The 21855-nt window shown below is 56.1% G+C and carries 19 protein-coding genes; 12 read left to right on the plus strand and 7 right to left on the minus strand.

All coding sequences use genetic code 11. The features are described from left to right. Nucleotides 1–26 precede the first annotated feature (26 nt). The 3 genes from H6973_03340 to H6973_03350 all read left to right on the plus strand — a co-directional run bounded on the left by H6973_03340 (nucleotide 27) and on the right by H6973_03350 (nucleotide 2906). Nucleotides 27–1820 carry an N-acetylglutaminylglutamine amidotransferase gene (locus H6973_03340; protein ID MCP5124690.1) on the plus strand — a complete coding sequence of 598 codons (1794 nt, stop codon included), beginning with the start codon at nucleotides 27–29 and terminating at the stop codon, nucleotides 1818–1820. A gap of 29 nt (nucleotides 1821–1849) precedes the next feature. Next, nucleotides 1850–2188 (plus strand): Grx4 family monothiol glutaredoxin, encoded by a 339-nt coding sequence (gene grxD, locus H6973_03345; GenBank protein ID MCP5124691.1) that lies wholly within the window; start codon nucleotides 1850–1852, stop codon nucleotides 2186–2188. A 253-nt stretch (nucleotides 2189–2441) separates the two neighbouring features. Further along, on the plus strand, nucleotides 2442–2906 hold the full coding sequence (locus H6973_03350; GenBank protein ID MCP5124692.1) for a hypothetical protein: 465 nt from the start codon (nucleotides 2442–2444) through the stop codon (nucleotides 2904–2906). A 360-nt stretch (nucleotides 2907–3266) separates the two neighbouring features. Here the strand turns inward: H6973_03350 and H6973_03355 are convergent, their stop codons facing one another. After that, a complete protein-coding gene (locus tag H6973_03355; GenBank protein MCP5124693.1) occupies nucleotides 3267–3632 on the minus strand; it encodes a transposase in 366 nt (121 codons plus the stop codon). Next, nucleotides 3633–4322 carry an IS630 family transposase gene (locus H6973_03360; GenBank protein ID MCP5124694.1) on the minus strand — a complete coding sequence of 230 codons (690 nt, stop codon included), beginning with the start codon at nucleotides 4320–4322 and terminating at the stop codon, nucleotides 3633–3635. A gap of 61 nt (nucleotides 4323–4383) precedes the next feature. On the opposite strand from H6973_03360, the gene H6973_03365 reads away from it, so the two are divergent. The 5 genes from H6973_03365 (at nucleotide 4384) to H6973_03385 (ending at nucleotide 12694) form a co-directional block, all read left to right on the plus strand. Beyond that, nucleotides 4384–7608, plus strand: a complete 3225-nt coding sequence (locus H6973_03365; GenBank protein MCP5124695.1) for an alpha/beta fold hydrolase — start codon at nucleotides 4384–4386, stop codon at nucleotides 7606–7608. A 168-nt stretch (nucleotides 7609–7776) separates the two neighbouring features. Further along, nucleotides 7777–8142 (plus strand): endonuclease domain-containing protein, encoded by a 366-nt coding sequence (locus H6973_03370; GenBank protein ID MCP5124696.1) that lies wholly within the window; start codon nucleotides 7777–7779, stop codon nucleotides 8140–8142. Between the two features lie 172 nt (nucleotides 8143–8314). Beyond that, entirely contained in the window at nucleotides 8315–8908 is a 594-nt protein-coding gene (rnhB, locus tag H6973_03375; GenBank protein ID MCP5124697.1) for a ribonuclease HII, read from the plus strand. Nucleotides 8909–8910: 2 nt separating this feature from the next. Next, entirely contained in the window at nucleotides 8911–12429 is a 3519-nt protein-coding gene (dnaE, locus tag H6973_03380) for a DNA polymerase III subunit alpha (protein ID MCP5124698.1), read from the plus strand. Between the two features lie 34 nt (nucleotides 12430–12463). Next, a complete protein-coding gene (locus tag H6973_03385; protein MCP5124699.1) occupies nucleotides 12464–12694 on the plus strand; it encodes a hypothetical protein in 231 nt (76 codons plus the stop codon). Between the two features lie 65 nt (nucleotides 12695–12759). On the opposite strand, the gene H6973_03390 is transcribed toward H6973_03385, so the two are convergent. The 3 genes from H6973_03390 to H6973_03400 form a co-directional block, all read right to left on the minus strand. Next, the gene (locus H6973_03390; protein MCP5124700.1) at nucleotides 12760–13911 is read right to left on the minus strand and encodes a glycosyltransferase; all 1152 of its coding nucleotides are present in this window, start codon (nucleotides 13909–13911) and stop codon (nucleotides 12760–12762) included. A gap of 233 nt (nucleotides 13912–14144) precedes the next feature. After that, the gene (locus H6973_03395; GenBank protein MCP5124701.1) at nucleotides 14145–14873 is read right to left on the minus strand and encodes an esterase family protein; all 729 of its coding nucleotides are present in this window, start codon (nucleotides 14871–14873) and stop codon (nucleotides 14145–14147) included. Nucleotides 14874–14950: 77 nt separating this feature from the next. Next, nucleotides 14951–15904, minus strand: coding sequence for an acetylxylan esterase (locus H6973_03400; protein MCP5124702.1), 954 nt, complete (start codon nucleotides 15902–15904; stop codon nucleotides 14951–14953). A 406-nt stretch (nucleotides 15905–16310) separates the two neighbouring features. Between H6973_03400 and H6973_03405 the strand changes: the two genes are divergently transcribed. From H6973_03405 to H6973_03420, 4 genes are all read left to right on the plus strand, one after another. Then, complete coding sequence (locus H6973_03405) at nucleotides 16311–16658, plus strand: transposase (protein ID MCP5124703.1); 348 nt, start codon at nucleotides 16311–16313, stop codon at nucleotides 16656–16658. Nucleotides 16659–16668: 10 nt separating this feature from the next. Further along, complete coding sequence (locus H6973_03410) at nucleotides 16669–17181, plus strand: IS630 family transposase (protein MCP5124704.1); 513 nt, start codon at nucleotides 16669–16671, stop codon at nucleotides 17179–17181. A gap of 54 nt (nucleotides 17182–17235) precedes the next feature. Further along, nucleotides 17236–19212 (plus strand): DUF3131 domain-containing protein, encoded by a 1977-nt coding sequence (locus H6973_03415; GenBank protein ID MCP5124705.1) that lies wholly within the window; start codon nucleotides 17236–17238, stop codon nucleotides 19210–19212. A 177-nt stretch (nucleotides 19213–19389) separates the two neighbouring features. Further along, on the plus strand, nucleotides 19390–20529 hold the full coding sequence (locus H6973_03420; protein MCP5124706.1) for an ABC transporter ATP-binding protein: 1140 nt from the start codon (nucleotides 19390–19392) through the stop codon (nucleotides 20527–20529). On the opposite strand, the gene H6973_03425 is transcribed toward H6973_03420, so the two are convergent. Further along, nucleotides 20523–20933, minus strand: coding sequence for a hypothetical protein (locus H6973_03425; protein ID MCP5124707.1), 411 nt, complete (start codon nucleotides 20931–20933; stop codon nucleotides 20523–20525). The genes H6973_03420 and H6973_03425 overlap by 7 nt on opposite strands. Before the next feature lie 74 nt (nucleotides 20934–21007). Beyond that, on the minus strand, nucleotides 21008–21826 hold the full coding sequence (prmC, locus tag H6973_03430; GenBank protein ID MCP5124708.1) for a peptide chain release factor N(5)-glutamine methyltransferase: 819 nt from the start codon (nucleotides 21824–21826) through the stop codon (nucleotides 21008–21010). Between the last annotated feature and the right edge of the window lie 29 nt (nucleotides 21827–21855).

Genomic DNA, 21855 nt, shown 5'->3' on the forward strand with positions numbered 1-21855 from the left:
GTTGTTCCAGGGAACCTTGAACGCTCATGTGCGGTATTGGCGGCGAATTACGCTTTGATGGCGGTGAACCGGATTTAGCCCTGATGGGCCGGATGTTGCGACGTTTGGCCCGGCGCGGCCCCGACCACGAAGGCGTCTGGTCGGACGGTCCCCTGTTGTTCGGTCATCGCCGCTTGTCGGTGATCGATCTCAGCGACCGGTCCAACCAGCCGATGGTCGATTCCGAACTCGGGTTAACGCTGGTGTTTAACGGCGCGATCTACAACTACCGGGAACTGCGGCAGGAATTGAGCGCTAAAGGTTATCGCTTCTTCTCCGAGGGCGATACCGAAGTCATCCTCAAGGCTTACGCGGAATGGGGCGAATCGTGCGTCGAGCATCTCACTGGCATGTTCGCTTTTGCGCTCTGGAATCTACGGGAACACACCCTGTTTCTCGCCCGCGACCGGTTAGGCATTAAGCCGCTTTACTACAGTCGGACGCCGCGCGCCTTCCGCTTTGCCTCGAACAGCCAAGCGCTACTCGCTGCGCCGGACGTGGATACCGCGATTGACCCGGTGGGGTTGCATCATCAATTGACCCTGCACGCCGTGATCCCTGCACCGCGAACGATTCTGCAAGGCATTCGCAAATTGGCGCCAGCGACCACGCTGACTATTGATGCGCAAGGTCAGGAACAACAGCGAGTTTACTGGCGCTTGACCGCTCGCCGTCCGGCTAAACCCCGTACTGAAGCCGAATGGACGCAGGCGGTGCATGATGCATTGCGGTTGGCGGTGAGGCGGCGGCTGGATGTCGCCGATGTGCCGGTTGGCGTATTACTGTCCGGGGGACTGGATTCCAGTCTGCTAGTCGCGCTACTCGCTGAATCCGGGGTCCGCGATCTGCGCACCTTTTCCGTCGGCTTCGAGGATCAGCCGGAGGAGCGGGGCAGCGAGTTCGAGTATTCCGATCCGGTGGCGGCCCGCTATCAGACCCGTCATCACAAATATCTGATCCCCAACGATCAGGTCTTACAACGCCTGCCGGAAGCCGTAACCTGCATGGCTGAACCCATGGTCGGCCAGGATGCCGTAGCGTTCTTTCTGCTGGCGGAACAGGTTTCCCAGGCGGTTAAAGTGGTGCAAAGTGGTCAGGGCGCTGATGAAGTCTTCGGCGGCTATTTCTGGTATCCGCGCATGGCTGCGGAAACTGGCGATGCCGTGGAGCGGTTCCGACGGCATTACTTTGACCGCGATCACGCCGAATTTCTGCAAACCGTCGCACTGGCCTATCATGGTCCGGATCACACGGCGGAACTGATTGCCGCACGACTGGCGGAGCCGGACGCGGAGGAATACCTCGACCAGGTACTGCGGCTGGACGTGACTACTCTGATCGTCGATGATCCGGTCAAGCGGGTAGACAATATGACCATGGCCTGGGGGCTGGAAGCACGGGTACCGTTCCTGGATCAGGAGCTGGTAGAACTGGCCATGCAGTTGCCGCCGGAATTGAAAATTGGCGGCGGCGGCAAACAGGTGTTGAAAACCATCGCCCGAGGTCTGTTACCGGATGCCGTGATCGATCGACCCAAGGGCTATTTTCCGGTGCCCGCGCTCAAGTTCGTGCGCGGGTCATTCCTGGATTTCATGCGCGATATTGTGAATTCGCGAGCCTGCCGGGAGCGCGGCCTGTTCCAGCGGGTGTATCTCGACACCTTGCTGGCTGAACCCGAGGCGCATCTGACCCGGTTACTGGGCAGCAAGCTGTGGCATTCCGCCCTGCTGGAGTTGTGGTTGCAATTGAACGTCGACCCAGCAACGCGGGTCAATGGTTGAGAATCTTTCTCATTAATCGAGGTAAACCGATGGATGCTTTGGAACGTATTAAACAACAAGTTGAAAACAATCCGGTGGTGATCTACATGAAGGGCACGCCGGAAGCGCCGCGTTGTGGCTTCTCGCATCGCGCCTCGCAGGCGCTGGCGGCGACGGGCCAGCCCTTCGCCTACGTGAATGTGTTGGAAGACCCGGAGATTTTTGACAGTCTGCCGCGCTATGCAGATTGGCCAACCTTCCCGCAAATTTATATTGATGGCGAACTGGTCGGCGGTTGCGACATCACCCTGGAGCTTTATCAGAACGGGGAGTTGCAAAAGCTGATGGAGGATGCGGTGGGCAAAGCGGAAGCGCCATCCGCCGCCTAAGCTATGTTCAGTCATGACCGGCCCGGCATGCCGGGCTTTTTGTGTGATTGCACAATGCGAAAAATTTTTCGAGAATCTCTAGAAAAATGCATTGTAAGTGCTACAATGATCGCGCTCAGGCCGTAGCAGTGACTGTAAAATACATAGCCGTTGCTTTAGCCGGGTAAACCACCGATAAGGAGCGCCCCCTCCTCTCATGATTACTATCAAATAAGGCTGACTTCTACGCCACCGTTGAGCGAGGTGAACTATCATGTCCAGTGTTTTGCAGCAAATCGCCGAGCAATTCGAGTGCATCGATCCTGACAAAGCTAATGAGTTGCGTCGGATTGAACAGGTCTATACCCGTTTTGGTTTTGATGACAATAACACCGCGCAAGGCAGTGATCAGGATGGTGCCACCCGTCGTATGCTTCACTATCTGCCACGGATGGCGCGCATGAAAGATTTCCGGCTCTACCGGATTGGGGTCGGTGAGCAGGAAAACGGTGGTTATGCCCACCAGGCTGTCGCTTTACTCGACGCCCACCACTTGCCCACGCCGGGCAACACTCTGGCGGTTCTGGACCCGATTGGAACGGAGGCTTCCACCCCAACCGCAAGCGATGAAACCTCCCATCAATACTTTTTTGAAGTCTGGCAGACCTTGCAGCACCATTATGGCCACGGCTGCGCATTAATCCCCGATCATCAAGCGTCGGCACGGTCCGTGCGTTAATCAAGATCCCCCCAGCCCCCCTTTTTCAAAGGGGGGAGAAGTTTCCCCCTGTGGTTGGTTCCTCCCTTTAACAAAGAGGGGTGAGGGGCGCGCAGCCAGAATCCCCCCCGGCCCCCCTTTTTCAAAGGGGGGAGACATTTCCCCTGTGATCGGTTCCCCCCTTTGGCAAAGCTTCTGCTGTCGGTTCCCCCCTTTAGCAAAGGGGGGTGAGGGGGGATTTGAATGTTGCAGCCGTCAACTCTTCCCCTATACTTTATCCATCCTTGATATAGGGGAATGCACATCATGACGCGCTCAATTCGTTTCTTATTCATTCTGTTGACGCTGCTATTGTCTTGCTAATAGTTATCCCCACAAAAATCATGCTGGAGCTTTTTCAGGATTAGCGTATTGAGTATCAGGGAGCCTAAAAAATGATTTGACCCTTTCCTGAAATTCTTTTAGCTTTTCCAAAGCAGAATAAACGCGCGCTCTGAAATCAGCCCGGTTTTTAATTGGCTCCTTTTCCAGATGATCATTTTTGATCTCATTCCAAACCTGTTCATCCGGATTTAACTCTGGCGAGTGGGGGGGAAGAAAGAACAAGCGGATTTGTTTTCGATGCGTCTCAAGAAAGGCTTTGACTTCTTTCGAGGTATGATAAGACGCATTGTCCGTGATGACAATTAATGGGCGCTCTCGACCCTCTAATGCCTTCTCTAAAAAGGCAATGAAAACCCCACTCACTCATTTTTGAGTGGTCACTTCAAATATTAACTCGCCCGTCGCCGTAACCATCGATAAAATGTGAAACCCACCCCGGTCATCACTCACTTTAATTTCAGGCGGATGACCGACTAAGCCCCACGTCCGTCCAGAACGCGTATGGCCTTGAACCCATGACTCATCCTGAAACGCAATATCCGCTCCAAGTTCTTGAGCCCGCTTCTGAATCTCTTTAAATTCTTCATTAATAAACTTTTTAACTTCCTCCTGATCCTGGTTTAAGGCATGATAACAAGGTTTTTGACAACTCAGTCCTAATTGATGTAAATGCAGACGAACCGTGGCATCCGATACCCATAAACCAAAGTACTCTTTCAATAAATTAACCATGATCTCTAAAGTCCATAAAACCGTATCATAGCCATGATCCGCCGGCGTCGTATTGAGTATCGTTTCTTTTAACCATCGATCAATATCCGGAGTCATCACACACGTGGCGCCGAGCGCTTTCCGGGTATCCAGGGCTTCTTCTCCTTCATAACGATAGTTGCGAAGCCAATCATAAATACTCGTTCGGTCGATACCCAAAAAATCAGCAACAAGCTCCGGACCATAATGCTTCTCTTCGACCGCGCGAACCGCAATACGCCGGATGTAATTCATCACTTCATCCGGTATTTTACGTGCATCAAACATCCATTCCGCGTTCATTGCCGCACCTCCTCTATAAATTTAGAGTCTCTAAAGAGGTCTTCTATAGTTATTAGACAATTTGATTAACGCTCAGTTCGTTGATAATGTAGGGATAATCGTTGGCAAGCCTATAGGGTTGCTGGCGTTTGTTGCGCCAAGGCCAGCTCAAGCGGCGTTCAGTGCGCCAGCAGCTTCGACGATTGCCTGGTTCTATGCCGCCGCGTTTAGTCGATCACCCTTGCCGAACTCGACCTTGCCCGATTATGGTGACATCACCGGACTGACCTTCTGGACCGATGTTTATCTGGACGGGGGTGCCGGTTTCGAGCAATTTCAGGGCAATGTCAATGCCATTGCGGATTTCTTCGTCACATCGGACGAGTTTCAAGCGAAATACCCAGCGTCCTTGACGAATGAACAGTTCGTGACGGCCCTGTATGAAAACATGCTGGGCCGGTCACCGGACCTGGCGGGGCTGGATTATTGGGTGAGTCGCCTGGATGCGGGTGATTCACGGGGGACGGTGCTGGCGAATTTCGCTAATACGCTGGAGAACCAGGGTAGTAACCCGACGCGGGAGGCCGCGCTCCAGGCGTTCATCGCCTTCATCGCGGCGGATGCGAATGGAACGATCACGCCGACCGAGGCGGCGGCGTGGCTGGCGACGAATCCGGGCCTGGATGGGGCGATGGTGGATGGCGGGGTGAGTCTTGCGGAAATTCGTGCGGTGCAGTTGGACGGCGCGGATGGCGAGAACCGCTACGATCTGTTCGTGGGTCAGGCGCTGACCACGGGTCCGGCGCAGGTGGTGTTTTCCGAAGGGCCACAGATGACCTTGGCGTTTACGCTGCGCTCTGGCCCGACGGGATTGACGGTCCACCACGACACGGGTGCGCTGACCTACCAGCCGCCGGCGGGCGTGCTGGCCGGGTCAAAGCCCTTTGAGATGCGCGTGACGTCCGGGACGGCGACGTTCGATGTGGTCGGCAGTCTGGAACTGGTGGCGGCGCAGCAAGTGGAGACGGCCACCTCCAATGGGGTGAGTCTGATCACACTGGGCGATCTGGTGGAGATTGACGGCGATGCGTTGCCGGTGGGGGCCGATGCGGTGTTGAGCACCGGCACAACGGCGGAGGGCGATCCGATGGTGACGCTGACGCTGTCTGCGCCCTTGGCGGAGGGCCGCACGGTGCGCGTGAACACCAGTGCGTTGAACGCACTCTCGACGACGGCGGTGTCCGTGGCGGAAGCGGAACCTTATGCGGTGCTGGCCAGTGTAGATCAGGATTGTTCCGAGGATGCGCCGCGCCGTTGGCAATCGACCAAGGGCTTTTTTATCAAGGGCTTTTTTTATGACGGCGCGCGCGTACCGCGTCATTTGCTGTTGGAAGAGACACTGGAAATCCCGGTTGGAGAAGAGTCTATTACCCTGGTTTACAAAGTGGCTTCGGTGCTGTGTGCCGCCTATGCCGTGGGGGGTGCGGAGCTGGCGCACGATGCCCAGCCGGTGCTGTTCATCCACGGCTTTAACCAGGGGGATGAGCTGGGTGGTGGCTCTGGATCGGACGATACCACCTGGAACCGGATGTTCACCGAATTACAAACCCGGATGGGCGGCAGCGTCAGCCAACCGAAAATCCTGCCGTTTGAATTTCGCTGGCGCACCAACACCCGCTTTGAGGATGTCGCCGTGGACCTGTTTCATGCGGTGGCGTTGATTAAAACCCAGACCGGCAAGAATGTGCATCTGGTGGCGCATTCCTTTGGGGGCCTGCTGGCGCGGACTTATTTGCAAGGATTGGCAGAGGTGGCCGTTAGCTATGCCCCGCCGGTCGCTTCGCTGACCACGGTCGGCACGCCGCACAGTGGTATTTTTGCCAACGAGAGCGCGGACTATCCGGCTGGTCGCGATGGAGTAGGTGGTGGCTTTATCGCCGTATGTAACCAACTCTCCTGTCTTCAAGCGGGGAAAGTTAGTGACAACCTCAGCGATGACCTGCCCGGATGGTCGCTCACGACGGGATCCATCATCCGCGACCTGAAGAGTAGTACCAGCCATCCGTTTTTGGTTAGGGATCTGCCGGTGCAAGTGCTGATTGGCTTGCGGACTTCCGTGTCCGGTTGGCCCTTGAATAAGCAGGTCACACTGACGGATGGCGATGGATTGATCTCATTGAATGGTCAGCGTTTTATGCCCAGTGATCGCAAAACGAAGGCGTTACGCCGGAATGAGTCGGTTTTGCAGGCGAAGGTGACGGAGTACCTCATCGCACTGTATGGGATTACGAACGTGAATCTTCAGGGAGATGACAGAATCGTCGATGGGTCGGTGTTTCCGGGATTCGCCCACACCCCGAATTCTCTGGATGATGAGACCTTTAATGGTGTCCGCGCCCTGAAAGCCGAAGTGAACGTCGAGGACGGTGACCACGAAATTCTGCTGCCTCTGGCGAACTGGATTAGGGCGCATTCCTCCGGGCCGGATTCGTCCATCGAACCGGAGATGGTGACCATTACGGGCGGCACCTTCCTGATGGGCAGCCCGACCAGCGAAGTGGGCCGAAATGATAGTGAACAGCAACACTCGGTGACGGTGGCGAGTTTTGCGATGGGCAAATACGAAGTCACGGTGCAGGAGTTTCGCCGCTTTGTCCAGGCGACCGGGTATCAGACGGAGGCAGAGAGAAATGTGGATGCATCCGGTTGTAATGTTTATGTCGGTGGGTCATGGGCTTATCGTGCGGGTTACGACTGGGCGAATCCGGGTTTTACCCAAGGAGACAACTATCCGGTGGTGTGTGTGAGTTGGAACGACGCGACAGCCTACGCGCAGTGGTTGAGCCAACAAACCGGGCGGGCGTATCGCTTGCCGACGGAAGCGGAATGGGAATACGCCACACGGGCGGGGACGACGACGGCTCGTTATTGGGGCGAGAACCCGGATTTGGCCTGTAGTTATGCCAATGTCGCGGATCGGACGGCGCAGCAAACCTACCCGAATTGGACGATCCATAACTGTACTGATGGCTATACCTACCCCGCGCCGGTTGGTTCGTTCACCGCGAATGCCTGGGGTTTGCACGATGTGCTGGGGAATGTCTGGGAATGGACCTGTTCGCTCTGGCAAAATCCTTATGGGGGTCAGGAGAAGATATGTAATATAAATGATACATCTGGCGTCCGGGTGATACGGGGCGGTTCCTGGAGCCACCCTCCCGCCTGGGTGCGTTCGGCGAACCGCACCGGGATCAGGCCGACGGACCGTTTCTACGGCCTCGGTTTCCGTCTTGCCAGATCGTTGTGACTCAATCCCCCCTAACCCCCCTTTTTCAAAGGGGGGAACCAGAAGCGCCTTTTTCAAAAGGGGGAACTGTTTTCTCCCCCCTTTAACAAAGGGGGGTCGGGGGGGATTCCGACCCAATCCCCCCGCACTCTTTTTCAAAGGGGGGCCGGGGGGATTCGGAGCCTCAGCATGTTGCCCTATCACATTGAAAACAAATCGCTCGCCCGCGAGTTACGCAAGAGCATGACGGACGCCGAGCAGATTTTATGGAAACGATTGCGGCGTAAGCAGATTTTAGATACGCCCTTTTATCGACAGAAACCGCTGGATCGCTATATCGTCGACTTCTACTGCGCCGCCGCTAAGCTGGTCATCGAACTCGATGGTTCACAACACTATACCCCGGACGCGCAGCAAGATGACGCGATACGCACCCAAACCCTGAACGCAATGGGACTGCGGGTGTTGCGCTTTGATAACCGGCAAGTGTTGCAGGAACTGGAAACGGTGATCGGAGTGATCTTTGCGGAAGTCGGGGCACGGCTGAGGCGGTGAGAATCCCCCCCGGCCCCCCTTTTTCAAAGGGGGGAACCAGAAGCTCCTTTTTCAAAGGGGGGAACCGAACGGTTACACTCCAGATAGCCTTCAGGATCACCGTGCAACTCAAGCCCGTTGCCGCTAAACTTCCGGGTCGAACATTCCCCTTCACGCCATTTCCTGTGCCCTGATGTCTGATACCCTCCTGATCGCTGGAGTGGACGAAGCCGGTCGCGGTCCGCTGGCCGGTCCAGTGATCGCCGCCGCCGTTATTCTCGACCCTACCTACGCCATTCCCGGACTGGCCGATTCCAAGCAACTCAGCGCCGCCCAGCGTGAACGACTAGCGGCTAAAATCCGCGCTCATGCCCTGGTCTGGGCGCTGGGGCGAGCCGAGGTTGCTGAAATCGACCGGATCAACATCCTGCAAGCCTCCCTGCTGGCTATGCGCCGCGCCGTAGAAAACCTGACCCTGGTTCCCGAACGAATCCTGGTCGACGGCAAACATTGTCCGCCAGGACTTGCCTGTTCCTGCCAGGCTATCGTCAAGGGTGACGCTACCGTACCCGCTATCAGCGCCGCCTCAATCCTGGCCAAGGTCGCGCGCGACGCCGAACTCTGCGAGCTGCACGAGCGCTATCCCGCCTACGGCTTCGCCCGCCACAAGGGCTATCCCACTCTTGCGCATCGGGAAGCCTTGCGTCGCTTTGGCCCTTGTTCCGAACATCGCCGCTCCTTTGCTCCCGTTGCCGCCGTCCTGCACGCCGCCGCTGTCTGTGAATGACCATGACCACACCGTTCGTTCATCTGCGCCTGCACACTGAATACTCTCTGGTCGACGGACTGATTCGCATCAAGGAATTGGTGAAACAGGTTGCCGCCACCAGGATGCCCGCCGTGGCGGTCACCGACATGAGCAATCTGTTCGCTCTGATCAAGTTTTACAAAGCCGCCCTGGGCGCGGGCGTTAAGCCCCTTGTCGGCGTCGAGACCTGGGTGCAGCGGCAAGGGAGAGAACCGGCCCGCCTGGTGTTGCTGTGTCAGAATCTGGAAGGTTACCGCCATCTGACCCGGCTGGTCAGTCGCGGTTATCTCGAAGGTCAGCAACGCGGCGTTCCGATCCTCCATCATGACTGGCTCAAGGGGAACACTGCCGGCTTGATCGCCCTGTCCGGCGGGCGCGATGGCGACATCGGCCAGGCGCTGCTCAATGACCGTCTCGACCAGGTCCGCGCCTGGCTGGCCGACTGGCGACAATTGTTCCCGGAGCGCTTTTATCTGGAAGTGCAGCGCACCGGTCGCCCTCGGGAAGAGGAATATCTTGAAGCAGTCGTTGACCTGGCGGCGGAGAGTCTTACGCCGGTGGTGGCGACCAATGAGGTCTGCTTCCTGCGTCACGAGGATTTTGAGGCGCATGAGGCGCGTGTGTGCATCCACGACGGCGTGGTGCTGGATGACGCCAACCGACCGCGCCGTTACAGCGATCAACAATATCTGCGCGCTCCCGCGGAAATGGCGGAGCTGTTCGCCGATCTCCCCGAGGCGCTGGAGAATAGCGTTGAAATCGCCCGACGCTGCAACCTCTGTCTGGAACTGGGTAAAAACGTATTGCCCGATTTCCCGGTGCCCGAGGGTCTGAGCGCCGCCGATTATTTCGCCGCCCAAGCCCGCGCCGGACTGGAACAGCGCTTGCGTAAATTGCTCAATGTGACCGCCGCCGATTTCACCGCGCGTCGCCAGCCCTATGATGAACGTCTGGAACTGGAGTTGAAGGTCATCATCCAGATGGGCTTTCCCGGCTATTTCCTGATTGTCGCCGACTTTATCCAATGGGCGCGCAATAACAGCGTGCCGGTAGGGCCAGGACGCGGCTCCGGCGCCGGATCGCTAGCGGCCTACGCGCTAGGCATTACCGATCTGGACCCGTTGGCGTATGAGCTGCTGTTTGAGCGTTTTCTGAATCCCGAACGGGTGTCCATGCCCGATTTCGACATCGATTTTTGTATGGAAGGCCGCGACCGGGTGATTGAATATGTCGCCCAGCGCTACGGTCGGGAACGGGTCTCGCAGATTGCGACTCATGGCAGCATGGCGGCTAAAGCGGTGGTGCGCGATGTGGGTCGGGTGCTCGGCCATCCCTACGGCTTCGTCGACCGCATCGCCAAGCTGATCCCTTTTGAACTGGGCATCACCCTGGACAAGGCCATCGAACAGGAAGCCGAGTTGCGCCGGTTGTATGAAAATGACGAGGAGGTGCGCACGCTGATCGAGTTGGCCCGCAAGCTGGAAGGACTGGCGCGCAATGTGGGCAAACATGCGGGCGGTGTGGTGATCGCCCCGGTAAACCTGACCGATTATTCGCCGCTGTACTGCGAACAGGACGATCCTAATATCGTCACCCAGTTCGACAAGGACGATGTGGAAGCGGCGGGACTGGTCAAGTTCGACTTCCTGGGCTTGCGTACCCTGACGATTATTGACTGGGCGTTGCAAACGGTGAACGCGCAACGGCAAGCGCGCGGCGAACCGCCGCTGGACATCGCCGATATTCCTCTGAACGATGCCCCGACTTTTGCCTTGCTCAAGCGTTATGAAACGACGGCAGTGTTTCAGTTGGAATCCAGCGGCATGAAAGACCTGATTCGCCGCCTGCAACCGGACTGTTTCGAGGACATTGTGGCGCTGGTGGCGCTGTTCCGGCCCGGCCCGCTGCAATCGGGCATGGTCGATGATTTCATCGATCGCAAGCATGGCCGCGCCCGCATCGAGTATCCACACCCGGCGCTGGAACCGATTCTGAAACCGACCTACGGGGTCATTCTGTACCAGGAACAGGTGATGCAGATTGCTCAGGTGCTGTCGGGCTACAGTCTGGGTGGGGCGGATTTGCTGCGTAGAGCGATGGGAAAAAAGGATGCCGCGAAAATGGCCAAGGAACGGGATGGGTTTGTCAACGGCGCGCAGGAACGTGGCGTCGAGCCGGAAACTGCTTCTTATATTTTCGATTTAATCGATAAATTCGCAGGTTATGGCTTCAACAAGTCACACAGCGCCGCCTACGCCCTCGTTTCCTATCAAACCCTTTGGCTCAAAACCCATTATCCTGCGGCGTTCATGGCGGCGGTGCTGTCCTCGGACATGGATAAAACCGACAAGGTCGTGGTGTTTATCGAAGAATGTCGGCGTATGCGCCTGCAAATCGCGCCGCCGATTGTTAATGTCTCCGAATACCGCTTCACGGTCGGCGACGCTGGGGAAATCCGCTATGGTCTCGGCGCGATTAAAGGCGTTGGCGAGGGCGCCATTGAAGCGCTGGTCAACGAACGTCGCCAGAACGGAGCGTATCGCGATCTGTTCGATCTATGTCAGCGGGTCGATTTGCGCAAGCTCAACCGGCGGGTGCTGGAATCGCTGATCCGGTGCGGAGCGCTGGACGATCTCGGCGCTAACCGGGCGACGCTGGCTGCGCAAATGCCGGAGGCTTTGCAACTGGCCGAGCAACACTCGCGCAACAACGCCGCCGGTCAAAACGACATGTTCGGTCTGGCCACGGCGGACAAGACGCCGCTCCGGCCCCTGCATATCGCCAAGAAGCCGGAATGGACCCAAGAGGAGCTGTTGCGGGGTGAAAAGGAAACCCTGGGTCTTTATTTAAGCGGTCATCCGCTGGATCGCCTGGCGGGGGAATTAACAGCGCTGGGCGTGGCGCGTTTAAGCAACCTGACCGGAAGCAATGGCGCGCTGCGCCGGGGAAATAACCGGTCGCTGCTGATCGCTGGGTTCGTGGTCAGCGTGCGCACCCGTAATGCCAACCGGGGCGGGCGCATGGCGTTTGTCACTCTGGATGATGGTTCTGGACAGATGGAAATCCGCATTTTCCCAGAGGTGTATGAGCAACACCGGTCTTTGATCGTCGAAGATGCTATTCTGCTCGCGCAGGGAGCGCTGAGTTGGGACGAGTTCAATCAGACGACCCGCTTGAACGTGGAACGGGTGCTGGATTGGGACACAGCGCGGGCGGAATATGCCCGTCGGTTGTTATTACGGTTAGACGCGGCGCAGTGCGCGGCAGGTGCGTTGCGACAACTGGCTAGCATTCTGGCCGAACATCGCGCCGAGGGCCGATGTTCGATCTGGATCGAATACACCGGTCCCCAAGCGCGGGTAGAACTGGTTTTAGGCCAGAACTGGCGGGCCAAGCCCAGCGACGCCTTGCTGAAACGGTTACGGGATCTGACCGGCGGGGAAGGTCGAGTCACCTTGTTATATGATCGCTCATCGGTCATAGAGCATACGGCATCGTGACATTGGAATAAGTTTACTTTTCAGGAGAATCGTCATGACGATGTTCCAAGAACTGCGCAATCAGCAGCGTGACCTGCTAGAGCAACTGGATGAACTGGAGGAGGCAGTCATGGAATTGACTGCGCTATTGGAGAATGCCGTTGCAGAGGACGATGAATTTGATGACCGGCATGAACGCCTGGCCTGGCTGCATCGTCAACATGCGGGTGTGCTGGTCGTACTCGGCGAAACGGAACGGGCGTTACTGGCGTTCGGTGAATTTTAAGATCCCCCAATTCCTCTAGGCGTCGTTATCCCCCCGACCGCGCCTTCTAAAGGCCGTCCGAGCTATTAGGCCACAAGGTCTTGATAAAACGCCAGTAATGCCTCGGCCAGACGCTGCGCGTTCCACTGTCTGGCGTAAACGCGGCCCTCCTCGCCTAGTCGCCGCCGCAACTCAGCATCATTTAACACTCGGCGAACTTGAGCAGCGAAATGCTGGATGTCCTCTTCAGCCACCAGTGCGCCCCTTTCGGCCGCCAGGATGTCGCAAGTACCCATTACCGCAGTGGAGACTACCGGCACACCGAGACTCATCGCCTCCAGCAGCACCAGTCCTTGCGTTTCAGTCCGCGAGGCGAACACAAAAGCATTACCGGCCTGATAGCAGCTGCTTAGATCGGTGGATCGCTCCAAGTAATTAATGAAAAGCAAATTTTTCTCCAGGCCCAACGTACTTCCCAGATGGCGCAACCGTTTCTTTGCGGGGCCTTCGCCAGCAATAATCAGCACAATATTGGAATGGGTCGTCCCCTTCAATTCGTGAGTGACGCGCAGTAGAAACTCAATGTTTTTCTCGAAAGCCACCCGGCCTACGAACACCAACACCGGTTGATCATGGCTAATACCGTGCCAGGCGCGAAACGCTGCACCATCTCCTTCCGGCAAGTCGCCTCCCGGTATACCGGTCGGAATCACCCGTATTCTGGTGCGCACCCCGTACTGAACTAATATCTTGCGCATTGCCCGCGAAGGCGCTACCACTCCATCCAGTTGATTGCATTGCCGGCGTGAGAACCGCCGCGCCGCTGCGCGCCAGACGTTCTTCGGGAGAATCGGCAGGTAATGAAACAAGTATTCCTCAAAAAAGGTGTGATAAGTTTCAACACAAGGTACGCCCAAGCGGCGCGCCAGCCGTAAACCTGCATAATGCGCGACAAAAGGCGTCTGAATGTGAACCAGATCGAAATGTTGGGTCTGGAGAATCGCCAGGCGCTGAGTGAGCAGTCGAGGATGCATCATGCGATCCTCGGGGTCGAACAGGACCTGACAGGAGGTAACCCGGTCAATGCCCGGTTCGTCGGCGGTCTGTGGGGTATATCTTGGCGCGACCAACCAAATTTCGTGCCCCAATTCTTGCAACTCGCGCCGAAAGGTCTGAATGGAAGTGGAAACGCCGTTTACTCGGGGAAAATAGACATCCGTCAACATTAGAATTTTCATAATAGAAATCGGCGGTGCGCACGGTGCTGGACGAAATGAGGATTGTGGATAGAATCCAGCGATCCGAAGAGTTGCTCCTTATTGTAAAAACGCGGCGTTTAGCAAGCGAAAATCTCCAGAGTCTTTTCACACCGCTCCCGCCAGTCGGAACTGGTAAAAATCACCATGAAATCATCTCCGCCAATGTGGCCAACAAAATCCAGGGTTACAGCAACCATTGGCGAAAGATCCCTTCACACATACAGATCCACCATCTTGCGCCAGTATTTCGGACTATGCGCTCGCCCCTGCCAAACGTGCAGGGCGTGCCAGACGCCCTTGCGCCATAACGATTCACTGAGATGACGGTTATTGTCCAGGAATGGATCCCGGTCGCCAACGACCAATACGATATCCAAACGATTTAAATGATTAAGAAAATGCGCATCGTTGAGATTCGGTATAAAGTGGCTGGGCGAGTTGTAGTAGACATGCTCATCATAATGACCATCGAACAGATTGCGAAAATGCTCGACCTCCAAGGTCAGATCGTAGCGGCCGCTCAACGCTGTCACTTTATGAAACGCCTGCGGATAGCGGAACGCCAGATTGACCGCATGGAACGCTCCAAAACTGCATCCGTGTGAAATGACGCAGGGATGGGGATTTTTTTGCCACATCAGCGGCAGGACTTCATTGAGCAAATAGTCTTCGTAACGCAGGTGGCGATGAACGCGGTCCCAGGGTTGACACCAGAAACAATAAAAGCTTTCCTGGTCAATGCTATCTACGCAATAGAGTTGCAATTGGCCCTGCTCGATCTTGGGACGCAGCGCCTCAACCAGACCCATATCTTCATATTCATGAAAGCGGCCACAGCGGGTGGGAAACACTAGAACCTTGGCTCCGGCATGGCCGAACACCAACAGTTCCATTTCCCGATCAAGTCGCGGGCTACGCCACTTGTGATATTCCCGGTTCATACACGTAAACCCTCAGATCATTCATTGATCTGAAATTTAACGCGCCGGGTTGACAGGGTGATGACAGTGCGGTCTGCTCAGACGCAGTTGAAGAAATACGCCAGCGCATCCTGCAACCGCGCCCCTTCGGCAGCCAAACCATCGTGGTCGAAATGACCAGCCTGGAGGACGAACAATTCCCGGTGACCCGCAAGCGCATTGTAAATAGCAAACTGACCGGGAGGCGGCACTGCGGGATCGAAGCGGGCGGCGGCTACATGCAGGGGAATGCGCAGACGCTGCGCCGCGATGGCCGCATCGAAATAGCGCAGTGTCGCCAGCGCCTGGCCGGTTTGCTGCTGATAGCGGCGGATCGCCTCGCCGCTGCCGACGCACGGCGAAGCCAATCGCAACGGATGGTGGCCGAAACTGGGCACGTTCAGATGAGCGCGGCGAAAGCGCGGGTCCCACGGCAGGGCCAGCGCGCCGATGCCCCCACCGAAACTGATGCCCATATAATCCAGTGATCGCGCCACCGCCGGGAACAGCTCCAGCAACGCCGAGGCGGCGCACCATACCGTATCGGCGGCGCACCCGCCGTGGATATAGGTTTCGGGCCGCTCAATGCCATGCAGCACATGAGCATCCGGGTTGCTGGGCAGATCGGCGCGAGCGCTGCGGGAAATGCCGCGCGCGCAGGGAAAGATCAGCGCTGCCCGCCGGAAAGGGAGATGAAAGTCCGGTTCTTCGCGTCCGCCGTAACCGTGGCTGACCACCACGCCCCGCTCGACCGGCTCATCGCGTGGTCGGGTCAACCAGCCGCCTATTCGTATTCCGTCCAGTGAAGTAAAGGCAATCTCGAATACCCGGGTGTGTGGTTGTGGACTGGGCTGCTCCCACAGCATTGGTTCGACCGCTACGGCGTCGGCGCGCGCCCGCAGATCGCGCCAGAAGGGGTCGAAATCCGCCAGAGGCTCTGGCGCGGCAACGGCCAGCAGCGCCTTCAGATCATAACCATGTGTCGGATCAAACGGATAAGAATGGTGAAACATGGGCGTCAGTCAGTAAAATCATAAATATCAGAGGTTATTGCAAAATTCAAAAAGTTGCATGATTGTAAGCCATAGCCACTAATAAGGTCTTTGTAGCATCAAGATGCAGGGGCTTCTCAAACTGGATGTTAAAATGTTTGCACTCTAGCAAAGAAGGAGAGTTTTCACAGCCGGCGCCGAATCGCTATGCTCCCTTTGACCATCAACCCAAAGTACCCTCTGCATAGCTCGCAACCGTTCAGTCCCTCCTTTGGCAAAGGCTCCCGCCATTCTGGCGAATCCCCCGACCCCCTGTTTCAAGGGAGAAATTCGCGATTCAAAATCTATTGAGAAACGGTACTATAGTCAAACAGTTTTTTATTAGTTAATATATAATGAAGAAATTAGCTCAATAAGGAGTATTGCAATGTCCAAGCCGTATAGTGAAGATTTAAGAACAAGAGTGATACAGAGTTACTTGAATGGTCTGTCGAAAATGGATATCGTTACGCTTTTCAAAATAGGGATGGATACTTTGAATCGTTGGATTCGTCAGTATTTGCAAACGGGGGATATTAAACCAAAAAAAAGGACTCAGTTTCGTGCAAGAAAATTCAGTGACTCTGATTTAAAAGATTACATTAGAAACAATCCTTCGGTGACCCTCAAACAAATTGCAGAACATTTTTCGGTTAAACCCTCATCGGTTCAAGCAAGATTGAAAGCACTCAATATTACATATAAAAAAACAATTTCTCTACGAAGAAAGGGATGAACAACAAAGAATGGAGTTTATTCAACAATTAGCGGCGAATGCATCCCGGGGAGATGATGCACAACAAATTGTTTATGTAGATGAATCTGGATTTCATAATAATGTAAGAAATGAATTTGGCTGGAGTCCAAGAGGCGAAATTATTTTTGGTGAAAGGAAAAGCAGACCCACTGAAAAACTAAATTTATTGGGTGGACTACTCAACAATGAAATCATTGCGCCACTTGCCTATCTATCTTATACAGATACGGAGATATTTAATACTTGGCTTGAGAAATGCTTAATCCCTGAACTTCCAAAAAATTGTATTATCGTGATGGATAATGCTCGTTTTCACAAATCGGAAGAAACACGAGAAATCATTGAAGACAATGGCCACCAATTGTTGTTTTTGCCTCCTTATTCACCGGATTTAAATCCTATCGAAAACTACTGGGCTATTCTTAAGGGAAAGTTGAGGAAAATTGTTACAAATTTTCAAAATCTTTTTGATGCGTTAGTTGCGGTTTTCCAAACTATCTAAAAACTGTTTTACTATATGTCCACTGCTCTTCTTCAACAAACCATTATATTCAGCATGTTGCTAGGTTCTGTTTGGCCGGCTCTTTCCGCCTCCTCCCTGATCCTGCACGACTTTGAGCGCTTCGCTAGCCCCACGCCGGGAATCACGATGAGCGCCTGGACGACTGATCCCGACCTTCCTTCCGGGCGGATTAGCTATCGACTGGAACCCGTACAGCGCGAGGAGAGTCGCCAGGCGCTCTATCTCCAGTACCACTTCCATCCTGGCGCAACCGAGGCGATGGGTTGGCAGCTCGGCCTGCCTGATCTCGACGCATCGGCTTACGATCATCTGGAATTGTGGATTCGCGGCGATGAACAGACCGGTTTCGCCAAGTCGCTGAAACTGCAATTCAAGCAGCCTCTAGCCGGTGGTCCATTCGGTTTGTTGCGCCAGGGCAGTACGGTAGTGGATGGGATTACCCGCGACTGGCAGCGTTTTCAGGTGCCGCTGCGCTGGATGAGCGGCATTGAAGACTGGAGCCATTTGCGCCAATTCGCCCTGGTGTTACAGCCGCGCCGGTCACCTGTGATTCAGGGCGCTTATTGGCTGGACGATCTGGCGCTGGTCAAGACCGGTCAGCCCGGCCCCAGCATTTATGATCGGATGATCCCACCGAGGAAAACCGCCTGGGAAACGGCTCTTGGCGGCAAGGAAGCCGCACAACCCTATATTCATGCGCGGCTGGCGGGCTGGCTGGAGCGACTGATCGTTCCCGCAACGGAACTGCCCCGGGACGACCAGGCGTTTCTGGCGCAATTGGCGCGCGATACCTGGCGAGGACTGGCGGCATTCAGCGACCGGGAGCATGGCTTGCCGCTGGACACGGTGCGTTTCAACGGCTCGATTGCGCCCGAGCGCGCCTGGGTGGGCGACTACACGAATGTGACCAATATCGGTCTATATCTCATCGATATCATTGCAGCGCGGGAACTAGGGCTGATTGATCCGCATGAAGCACGAGAACGGCTCAGTCGGACGCTCGATACCCTGGAGCAGCTGGAAACCTGGCAGGGATTTTTCTTTAATTACTACGACACGACGACTCTTGAACGCACCAGTCATTTTATATCTTTCGTCGACTCGGCCTGGTTGAGCGCCGGATTAATAGTCGCGCGCAACGCCCTGCCCGAACTCGCCGAGCGCTGCGCCCGATTAATCGACCGGGAAGATTATGGGGTATTTTACGACCCGGTCGATCAATTGATGATGCATGGCTACTATGTCCATTTACCGCACCGGGCGGAATTTAACTATGGCCTGTTGTACAGTGAGGCGAGGCTGGGCAGCCTGATCGCAATCGGCAAAGGTGAGGTTCCAGAAGAACACTGGTACCGTATGGCGCGCACCTTCCCGCGCTATTTCGACTGGCAGTCGCAGTCTCCCAAGCAGCGGGTTACGCGAACGGTCAATGGCTATGCCTTTCCCGGTGGTTATTACGCTTGGAAGAAGCTGAAGTTTGTGCCTTCGTGGGGCGGTAGTTTATTTGAGGCGCTGATGCCGATGCTGGTGCTGGACGAGCAACGGTATGCCCCAGCCAGTTTGGGTCGGAATGCCGTAGCCCACACGGAAATTCAGCGCCGCTTTGCCCTAGAGCATCTGGGCTATCCGGTATGGGGCCTGTCGCCCAGTTCTAAACCGATCGGCGGTTACGGCGAGTTTGGAGTGCGGATTCTGGGCGTGCGTGGTTACCGGGCCGGCGCGGTGACGCCCCATGCGGCGGCGTTGGCTCTGATGGTCGATCCGGCGGCGGCGACAGCGAATCTGCGTCAATTGGCGCAGCGCTACCCGGTTTATGGTGATTTCGGTTTCTACGATGCAGTCGATCCGCAAACCGGCCAGGTGGCGTACAATTACCTGGCCCTGGATCAGAGCATGATCCTCATTGCGCTAGCGAATTATCTAAAAAATGGCGTAATTCAACGCTACTTCGCTGCTGATCCGATTATCCAACAGGTGTTGCCACTGCTCGACGCGGAACGGTTTTTTTGAGGTTCTTCGATACTTTTTGTGGAATTGATGCAGCAATCCGTAGCAATCTGTAGGTCGGGCACCGGACGTGCTCGACATGGGCTTTCTTGTCGGGCAACGCTACGCTTTTGCCCGACCTACAGTGTGAGTTCCATCAAGAATCCTCGAAGAACCTTTTTTGATTCACAAAGATTCCCTATGGCCCACGTCGACTTCGAAAATATCGATAAAATCTATCCGGATGGGACGCAGGCTATCTGCGATTTCAGCCTGACCATCGCTGACGGTGAACGGGTGGCGCTGGTTGGTCCTTCCGGTTGCGGCAAGTCCACTCTGCTGCGTCTGCTGGCCGGGCTGGAGACCCCGACTAACGGTCTCCTGTCCATCGGCGGCGAGGCTGTCAATCACCAGTCGCCGCAACAGCGTAATGTGGCCATGGTTTTCCAGGACTATGCTCTATACCCACACATGACCGTGCGGCGCAACCTGGAATTTCCCTTGAAGATGCGCGATCTGCCCTGCGTCGAAATCGAACGGCAGGTGCACTGGGTTACCGAACTGCTGAGCCTCGGCGGTTTGCTCGATCGCTTGCCCCGCCAACTCTCCGGTGGCCAACGCCAGCGGGTTGCGATGGGGCGAGCGCTGGTGCGGCAACCCAGCGTATTCTTGATGGACGAACCGCTGTCCAACCTGGATGCCCAGCTGCGGGGGCAAATCCGCGCCGAGATTGGCGAACTGCTGGAGCGAACCGGCGCTACCACGCTTTATGTCACCCACGACCAGGCCGAGGCCATGACCCTGGGTCAGCGTGTCGTTGTGTTGGACCAGGGTCGCCTGCAACAAATCGCTTCCCCCCAGGAGCTATACGAACGTCCCGCCAATACGTTTGTGGCTGGTTTCATTGGCAGCCCGCCGATGAACCTGCTTCCAGCGCGGTTGACAGCAACCCGCGAAGACCGACTGCGGCTGCGCGTAGGCGAACAAAACCTGCCGCTGGCCTTGTCCGGGTCGACCACAGCGCTCTGGCGGCAATGGCTGGAAACGCCGCTCAGCGTTGGCATCCGCCCTGAGCATCTGCGTCTGGCCGCCGAAAAGGATGAAGGACTGCGGGCCACGGTGCAGGATGCGGAATACCTGGGTCACGAAACCCTCCTGTACCTGCGCGTCGACGGTCTGGCGACCTCCACGCCGGTGATCGTCATGCGCCTGTCTGGCCTTCGCAGCCTTCATAAAGGCGAAAGGCTTCATCTGGTTCTAAGTCCTGCTCATCTGCATCTGTTTGACGCTGCCGGCTTGGCGCTCGATCATGGTGTCGTCAGCCGCGACGCCCGCTATTGATACTCTCGCCAATACTCCGGCTGAGGATCGCGGCAACCATGAGCAAGCTGCTGATACCGGTTAATAAACACTTCCTGTTGAGTCACCTGGCATTCCTGGGCGATGGCTAGATTCTCGCGCTGGGTGTCTTCAGCGTAATAGAACAGCGCACGCTTCAGCTTGCATAACAGGCTATTGTCGAGATGGTAACCGAGCTTTGCCAGAGCGTATTCGATGCACTCCAGGGTAACCCGGCGCAGGTCATAGACCACTTCTACGGCCAGGGGTGATGCTTGTCGGACGGATTCAATGCCAGCGACTTCCTTCAGCCACCTTGCCGCCGAGCAAGCCTGCTCCGGGTCAGGGTGAAAGCGACAGAATTGAATGATGCGGATTTTGTACAGCTCTTCGGCATCGGTGCGCATGACGCCCCCTTCGACGGCTGCTAAATGAATTTAAGGCATATCGTTATAAACCGTAGCTCCTAATCCACGCACTTTCAACCGGTCCAGCGACCACAAACGGTTCGTGGAAATCCTGCAGCATCCTGATGATCACTGATCTCAACAAAGCTTTGTTCCCGTAATAAGGTCGCAGTTGTCTCACCCTGATCATAGCCATGCTCCAACACGAGCCAACCGCCGGGCTTCAGGCAGTCCGGCGCCTGAGCAATGATGACTCGCAACGCATCCAATCCATCTACGCCCGCCACCAGCGCCGCCGAAGGTTCGAAACGTAGCGCCCCTTCCCGCCAACAAGGATCGGTAGCGGCGACATAGGGAGGATTGGCCGCGATAAGATCAAAGCGTTCGTCCGCAAGGGCTTCACACCAGTCGCCTTGACGAAACTCGATATTCGCAATGCGCAGACGTTGCGCATTGCACCGGGCAACGGCCAGAGCCGCCGGACTGCGATCGGTGGCGACGATGCGCGCTCGTGGTCGTTCGCGGGCCAGCGCCAGAGCAATCGCGCCACTGCCGACGCCCAGATCAGCAACCTGGATTGGATCATTTACCGGCAACCGCTCCAGCGCCAGCTCTACTAGTAACTCGGTTTCGGGACGAGGAATCAGGGTATCCGGGGTGACCTCCAGTTCCAGCGACCAGAATTCCCGGCAGCCAAGAAGATAGGCTACCGGTTCGCCGGCCAGGCGTCGCTCCAGCCAGGCGGTAAACCGCACGGCTTGTTGAGGCTTCAGCATTCGTTCCGGCCAAGCGTGTAGATAGCTGCGAGGCCGCTTCAGCGTTGACGCCAGCAATACTTCGGCGTCCAGTCGCGGGGATTCGCTGACTCTGGCCAGTTGTTGGGCGGCATCCATCAGGAGTTGACGAAGGGTAACGCCAGTTT

The organism is Gammaproteobacteria bacterium (assembly GCA_024235095.1).
Taxonomy (GTDB): Bacteria; Pseudomonadota; Gammaproteobacteria; order Competibacterales; family Competibacteraceae; genus UBA2383.

What these genes read in the sequence shown, in the direction of transcription:
- dnaE (MCP5124698.1), top strand. Translation starts at nt 8,911, where the DNA reads ATGACCACACCGTTCGTTCATCTGCGCCTGCACACTGAATACTCTCTG.
- H6973_03400 (MCP5124702.1), bottom strand. Translation starts at nt 15,904, where the DNA reads ATGTTTCACCATTCTTATCCGTTTGATCCGACACATGGTTATGATCTG.
- H6973_03370 (MCP5124696.1), top strand. Translation starts at nt 7,777, where the DNA reads ATGTTGCCCTATCACATTGAAAACAAATCGCTCGCCCGCGAGTTACGC.
- H6973_03360 (MCP5124694.1), bottom strand. Translation starts at nt 4,322, where the DNA reads ATGAACGCGGAATGGATGTTTGATGCACGTAAAATACCGGATGAAGTG.
- H6973_03340 (MCP5124690.1), top strand. Translation starts at nt 27, where the DNA reads ATGTGCGGTATTGGCGGCGAATTACGCTTTGATGGCGGTGAACCGGAT.
- H6973_03385 (MCP5124699.1), top strand. Translation starts at nt 12,464, where the DNA reads ATGACGATGTTCCAAGAACTGCGCAATCAGCAGCGTGACCTGCTAGAG.
- H6973_03405 (MCP5124703.1), top strand. Translation starts at nt 16,311, where the DNA reads ATGTCCAAGCCGTATAGTGAAGATTTAAGAACAAGAGTGATACAGAGT.
- H6973_03410 (MCP5124704.1), top strand. Translation starts at nt 16,669, where the DNA reads ATGGAGTTTATTCAACAATTAGCGGCGAATGCATCCCGGGGAGATGAT.
- H6973_03425 (MCP5124707.1), bottom strand. Translation starts at nt 20,933, where the DNA reads ATGCGCACCGATGCCGAAGAGCTGTACAAAATCCGCATCATTCAATTC.
- H6973_03395 (MCP5124701.1), bottom strand. Translation starts at nt 14,873, where the DNA reads ATGAACCGGGAATATCACAAGTGGCGTAGCCCGCGACTTGATCGGGAA.
- H6973_03390 (MCP5124700.1), bottom strand. Translation starts at nt 13,911, where the DNA reads ATGAAAATTCTAATGTTGACGGATGTCTATTTTCCCCGAGTAAACGGC.
- H6973_03415 (MCP5124705.1), top strand. Translation starts at nt 17,236, where the DNA reads ATGTTGCTAGGTTCTGTTTGGCCGGCTCTTTCCGCCTCCTCCCTGATC.
- rnhB (MCP5124697.1), top strand. Translation starts at nt 8,315, where the DNA reads ATGTCTGATACCCTCCTGATCGCTGGAGTGGACGAAGCCGGTCGCGGT.
- H6973_03350 (MCP5124692.1), top strand. Translation starts at nt 2,442, where the DNA reads ATGTCCAGTGTTTTGCAGCAAATCGCCGAGCAATTCGAGTGCATCGAT.
- H6973_03420 (MCP5124706.1), top strand. Translation starts at nt 19,390, where the DNA reads ATGGCCCACGTCGACTTCGAAAATATCGATAAAATCTATCCGGATGGG.
- grxD (MCP5124691.1), top strand. Translation starts at nt 1,850, where the DNA reads ATGGATGCTTTGGAACGTATTAAACAACAAGTTGAAAACAATCCGGTG.
- prmC (MCP5124708.1), bottom strand. Translation starts at nt 21,826, where the DNA reads ATGGATGCCGCCCAACAACTGGCCAGAGTCAGCGAATCCCCGCGACTG.